We start from the raw sequence: 6,221 nt of genomic DNA, 5'->3' as shown, positions 1-6,221 counted from the left end.
TTTTGCACGTTGATGCGGGATGGAGCAGTCTGGTAGCTCGTCGGGCTCATAACCCGAAGGTCGTTGGTTCAAATCCAGCTCCCGCTACCAAGTTTCTAAAGAGGCTCACAACTAGGTGGGCCTTTTTGCACAGTGGGCATTGCTTTTCTGTGCAATAATGGGGGCGAATGCGCCCTTTTTTGTTATCTATCGTGTAGTGTGGACATCAATTGGTCAAATAATCATGCTATCACTATAGTTAGTCTGTGTCGGTCTGTTGGCCGATTGAATCGCACATAAATGACGAGAGTAAATGAAGTTATCAAATAAAACCCAAGCATTGTATGAACTGATCGCACCCGCTGTTGAGGCGTGCGATGTTGAACTATGGGGTTTAGAATTTACACCTCAGGGTAAGCGTTCGCTAGTACGTATCTACATTGACAAGCCTGAAGATCCAAACAAAGAACCTGTTATTTCCGAAGACGGTGAAATTGATCTTGGTCGTGGTGTGGGTGTGCAAGATTGTGTACGTGTTACCCAACAAGTTGGTGCAATCCTCGATGTTCATGATCCAATTTCTGGTGAATATGCATTAGAAGTTTCATCACCAGGTTGGGATCGCACTTTCTTTAAACTTGAACAGATGCAAGCATATATTGGTCAACAAGTTGCTTTACGTTTGATTTCTGCAGTGGATAACCGCCGTAAATTCCAAGCGAAACTGGTTGCTGTAGATGTAGAAAATGAAATGATCCAAGTTGAAGTTGAAAAGCAACAAGTGCTCGAGATCGATAGTCACAATATCGATAAGGCCAACTTGATCTACCAAGACTAAATTAATCTTAACTAAAAGAATTTGAATAGTAGGTGACTTATGGGCCGTGAAATTCTTACCGTTGCTGAGACGGTTAGTAATGAAAAAGGTGTTAGTCGTGAAGCGATTTTCGAAGCGCTCGAGCAAGCTCTAGTTGCTGCAACGAAGAAAAAATTCTACGAAGGCACAAATTCTGAAGAAGCACAGTTGCGCGTTGAAATCGATCGTAAGACTGGTGAATACCGTACTTTCCGTCAATGGACTGTAGTAGCAGATGAAGATCATGAAATGCCTGCATGCCAAGACGCGATTTCTGATGTGGACCCAGCGAAATGGTCAATCGGTGATGTGCGTGAGCTTGAAGTAGAATCAATTGAATTTGGTCGTATTGCAGCTCAAATCGCGAAGCAAGTTATTGTTCAGAAAATTCGTGAAGCTGAACGTGCGCTTATTGCAGATGCATATGAATCTAAAGTTGGTGAGTTAATTTACGGTGAAGTAAAGAAACAAACTAAAGATGGTTTCATTATTGACCTCGGTGAGAATGCGGAAGCATATCTTGCACGTGAAGAAATGATCGCAAAAGAAATTTTACGTCCTAAACAGCGTGTAAATGCGATTTTATTTAACGTAAACCGTGAAGGTCGTGGTGCGCAGCTACAACTTTCTCGTGCTAAGCCAGAAATGTTAATGGCATTGATGAAAAAAGAAATTCCAGAAATTTCTGAAGAAATCATCGAAATTAAAGCTGCTGCACGTCAACCGGGTGTTCGTGCTAAAATTGCAGTGAAAACGAACGATCATCGTATTGATCCAGTTGGTGCATGTATTGGTATGCGTGGAACACGTATCCAAGCTGTACAGCAAGAATTGAACGGTGAACGTATTGATGTTGTAGTTTGGTCAGATGATCCAGCTCAATATATCGCAAGTGCTTTAGAGCCAGCAGATGTATCGGGTATTGTGATTGATGAAGAAGAACGCACAGCAGATATTATTTTTGCTACAAGCGATCAATTGGCGCGTGCAATTGGTTCTCAAGGTCAAAACGTACGTTTAGCTTCTGAGTTAACTGGTTACAAGCTCAATATGATGCTTGAAGAAGAGTACCGTGCTCGTCAACAAAATGAAGCACAGCAATATCTCGATATGTTTGTGGGTCGTCTTGATATTGAAGAAGACCTTGCGATGGCATTGGTAGAAATGGGCTTTACTTCATTTGAAGAGATTGCTTACGTTCCAGCTGAAACATTTGATGAAATCGAATTAGATGCAGAAACGGTTGAGCTTTTACAAAGCCGTGCGAAAGAAGTTGCATTAGCAGATGCACTGAAAGAGCAAGAAAATATTCAAGAACCGAGCGAAGAGCTTCTAGCGATGGAAGGAATGAGTTCAGAGCTTGCTTATGCATTAGCGGCTCGCGGTGTAATCACAGTAGATGATTTAGCAGATCAGGCAACTGATGATATCTCTGATATCGAAGGTTTAGGTGCTGAGAAAGCAGGTCAATTGATCATGAAAGCACGTGAATCATGGTTTAATTAACGAGGAGGTCATACATGACGGATAAGTCAATTAAAGAGTTAGCAGTCAGCGTAGGTCTTCCAGTTGAAAAACTATTAGATCAGGTGCGAGATGCTGGGTTGCCTCAATCTAAGGCAGAAGACACAATCTCAGTAGAACAGCAAGACCGTTTAGTCGCTCATTTGAAAAAAGCGCATGGGCAAGACAGCGGCAGCGCAGGAAAAATCACGTTGAAACGTAAAACTACGAGTACTGCAAAAGTAGCAAGTACATCAGGTAAAGCTAAAACTATTAACGTAGAAGTTCGTAAGAAGCATACGTTCACTAAGCCAGATCCTGAACAAATTAAAGCTGAAGCATTGGCAAAAGCAAAAGCTGAAACTGAAGCAAAAGCACAGCAAAAAGTTGAAGTTAAACCAGTTCAAGCTGAAGAGAAGGCGCAACCTGCAGTAAGTAAAGCGAAAGCGAACTTAGATGCAATGCGTGCTGCAGCGAAACAATCGAGTGAGAAGCAAGAAGTTGCTAAAGCTGCGGTTGTGGTTAAGCGCAAGTCAACAAATAAACCGATTGTTAAACAAGCAACTAAGCCAACTGAAACTGCAGAACAGAAAAAAGCACGTGAAGCTGAAGCTGCTAAATTAAAAGCAGTTGAAGAAGCAGCACGTCGTAAAGCAGCTGAAGAAGCACAACAACGTACGCTTGAACAAATGCGTCAGATGGCTTCTAAGTACTCTAATGAAGATGCAACTGCAACGATTCGTGTGGTCGATGATTCTCCATTGGCTGCTGGTCTTGTTGGTCAAGCATACGAAGATTCATTCGCGAAAGAAGATCGTGACATTAAGCGTGGTAATAACACACCAGGTGCACGTTCTCCTAAGAAAGGTGGTCGTCGTGGTCAAGAAGAGCAATCTTTCCGTGACAACTCTCATAAACGTGGTTTGAAATCAAGCCAAGCTAATAAACATGGTTTCGAGAAACCAGTTAAAAAGCAAGTTTATGATGTTGAAATCGGTGCAACTATTGTTGTTGCTGACCTTGCTGCAAAAATGGCGATTAAGGTTCGTGAAGTAATTAAAACACTCATGAAAATGGGTGAGCTTGTCACTCAAAACCAATCAATCGACCAAGATACAGCAGTTCTAGTGGTTGAAGAAATGGGTCATAACCCAGTTCTAGTATCAGATACTCAAGCGGAAGATAACTTGCTTGAAGCGGCTGAAGAAGCACGTGGTGCACAAACAACGCGTCCACCAGTAGTTACTATCATGGGTCACGTTGACCATGGTAAGACATCGCTTCTTGATCGTATTCGTCGTGCGAAAGTAGCGCAAGGTGAAGCGGGCGGTATTACACAGCATATCGGTGCTTATCACGTTACAACGGATAAAGGTATTATCACTTTCTTAGATACTCCGGGACACGCAGCATTTACTGCGATGCGTTCACGTGGTGCGAAAGCAACTGATATCGTTGTATTGGTGGTCGCAGCTGATGATGGTGTTATGCCACAAACAGCGGAAGCGATTGACCATGCTCGTGCAGCAGGTACGCCAATCATTGTTGCAATCAACAAGATGGATAAAGAATCTGCTGATCCAGATCGCGTATTGAATGAATTGACAACTAAAGAAATCGTGCCTGAGCAATGGGGTGGTGATGTCCCTGTCGCGATGGTTTCTGCGCACACGGGTGCAGGTATTGATGAACTTCTTGACTTGATCTTGATTCAATCTGAACTTCTAGAGCTAAAAGCTTCTGAAGAAGGTGCGGCACAAGGTGTTGTAATCGAAGCACGTGTTGATAAAGGTCGTGGTGCGGTTACTTCGATTCTTGTTCAAAATGGTACATTAAAAGTAGGTGACCTTGTTCTAGCTGGTGCATCTTACGGTCGTGTACGTGCGATGACTGATGAAAATGGTCAACGTATTAAGTCTGCAGGTCCATCGATTCCAGTTGAAATCTTAGGTCTTCCAGAAGCGCCAATGGCAGGTGACGAAGTTCTTGTTGTAAATGATGAGAAGAAAGCACGTGAAGTGGCTGATGCGCGTATGGATCGTGAACGTCAAAAACGTTTAGAGCGTCAATCTGCAATGCGTCTTGAAAACTTAATGGCTTCAATGGGCAAAAAAGATGTGCCGATTGTGAATGTAGTTCTGAAGACAGATGTTCGCGGTACATTGGAAGCGCTTCATGTTGCATTGGCTGAACTTTCAACTGATGAAGTTAAAGTGCGTGTCATTGGTTCAGGTGTTGGTGCGATTACTGAGTCTGATGTCACACTTGCAGAATCTTCAGAAGCATTCTTATTAGGCTTTAACGTTCGTGCAGACAATACAGCGCGCCAAAAAGCTGACGCAGATGGTATCGACATCCGTTACTACTCAATCATTTACCAATTGATTGATGATGTGAAAGATGCAATGAGTGGTAAGCTTGCACCAGAACATCGTGAAACAATTCTTGGTGTGGCTGAAGTACGTGAAGTATTCCACTCAAGTAAATTTGGTGCGGCAGCAGGTTGTATGGTTCTTGAAGGCTTATTACACCGTAACAAACCAATTCGTGTCTTACGTGATGACGTGGTTGTGTTCCAAGGTGAACTCGAATCACTTCGCCGTTATAAAGAAGTGGTTGAAGAAGTTCGTGCTGGTATGGAATGTGGTCTTGCGGTCAAAGGCTATAAAGACATCAAAGTGCTCGATAAAATCGAAGTCTATGATGTTCAATTAATTAAACGGAGTCTTTAATGGCGGGTAGTCAACGTCTTAAGCGTATGGCGGACACGGTTCAGCGAGAATTGTCTGAACTCATCCGTCAGGAGCTGAAAGATCCACGCTTAGGTGGTCTTGTGACCATCTCAGCGGTGAAAGTGAGCCCAGATTTAGGCTATGCTGAAGTTTATGTCACTGTCATGGGGCGTGAACTTGGTGATGAGCAAAGTGAAGCAGCAAATAAAGATACTCTAGATGTTTTAAATAAAGCATCAGGTTTTCTGCGTCATGAGCTGAGTCGTCGTATTAAGACACGTATCACACCTCGTTTACGTTTCCATTATGATAAAACTAATGCATACGGAAACTACATGTTTGGTCTAATTGCTGAAGCTGTGAAGGACTTACCTCCAGCTGACGATAAAAAAGACGAAGAGTAATTTCAAACAAAAAGCCACCTTAGGGTGGCTTTTTTTATCTTAATGTTTTTATATAAATTAAAGCCATAAAATAAATGCTACATTCAATTTTGAATTTGCGTATACAATATTTTTAATTAAACAAATACAAATAAATAATGAGGTTGATGTCATGCAAACTTTAAAAAAATCAGCTGTTGTGCTCGCATTATCAAGTACCTTGCTTTTTACAGGTTGTGGGTACAATACACTTCAAGCGAAAGATGAAGCCGTGACTGCATCATGGTCTGAGGTACAAAACCAATACCAGCGTCGAGCAGACCTTGTTCCGAATTTGGTGAATGTAGTTAAAGGATATGCAAAACATGAAGAACAAGTTTTAACTGAAGTCACAGAGGCACGTGCAAATGTTGCAGGGCTCAAAGTTGATAAAGAAGTCCTTGAAAATCCTGAACTATTCAAGCGTTATCAAGAAGCGCAATCGCAAATGACAAGTGCATTATCACGTTTGCTGGCAGTGACTGAAAACTATCCAGATCTTAAAGCGAATGAGCAATTCCGTGATTTGCAGGTACAATTAGAGGGTACAGAAAACCGTATAGCAGTTGCGCGTAATCGCTATATTTCTACCGTCCAAGATTACAACACCTATGTTCGTCAATTCCCACAAGTTGTAACTGCGAAAGTCATTGGCATGGATGCAAAAGAAAACTTTAGTGCTGAAGCGAGTGCACAAAAGACACCTAATGTTTCTTTTGATTAAATCAA

5 protein-coding genes and 1 tRNA gene are annotated in these 6,221 nt (G+C 42.1%); all 6 read left to right on the top strand.

Going from position 1 to position 6,221, the window contains the following annotated elements; genetic code table 11:
- Positions 1–13: 13 nt before the first annotated feature.
- The 6 genes from AC1M9L_RS12200 to AC1M9L_RS12175 all read left to right on the top strand — a co-directional run bounded on the left by AC1M9L_RS12200 (position 14) and on the right by AC1M9L_RS12175 (position 6,216).
- Positions 14–90, top strand: a tRNA-Met gene (locus tag AC1M9L_RS12200).
- 202 nt (positions 91–292) lie between these two features.
- Positions 293–817: a ribosome maturation factor RimP gene (gene rimP, locus AC1M9L_RS12195; RefSeq protein WP_035266019.1), complete on the top strand. Its 525-nt coding sequence runs from the start codon at positions 293–295 to the stop codon at positions 815–817.
- Between the two features lie 39 nt (positions 818–856).
- Positions 857–2,341, top strand: coding sequence for a transcription termination factor NusA (gene nusA, locus AC1M9L_RS12190; protein WP_481592272.1), 1,485 nt, complete (start codon positions 857–859; stop codon positions 2,339–2,341).
- Positions 2,342–2,355: 14 nt separating this feature from the next.
- Positions 2,356–5,070, top strand: a complete 2,715-nt coding sequence (gene infB, locus AC1M9L_RS12185) for a translation initiation factor IF-2 (RefSeq protein WP_180028666.1) — start codon at positions 2,356–2,358, stop codon at positions 5,068–5,070.
- On the top strand, positions 5,070–5,474 hold the full coding sequence (locus tag AC1M9L_RS12180) for a ribosome-binding factor A (RefSeq protein WP_035266025.1): 405 nt from the start codon (positions 5,070–5,072) through the stop codon (positions 5,472–5,474). Before infB ends, AC1M9L_RS12180 begins: the two co-directional genes overlap by 1 nt.
- Positions 5,475–5,625: 151 nt before the next feature.
- The gene (locus AC1M9L_RS12175; RefSeq protein ID WP_481592271.1) at positions 5,626–6,216 is read left to right on the top strand and encodes a LemA family protein; all 591 of its coding nucleotides are present in this window, start codon (positions 5,626–5,628) and stop codon (positions 6,214–6,216) included.
- Positions 6,217–6,221: the final 5 nt, after the last annotated feature.

Source organism: Acinetobacter sp. ANC_7511, from assembly GCF_056779975.1.
The sequence above is the reverse complement of the archived record's forward strand: the minus strand, read 5'-3'. Positions and strand labels throughout refer to the sequence as shown.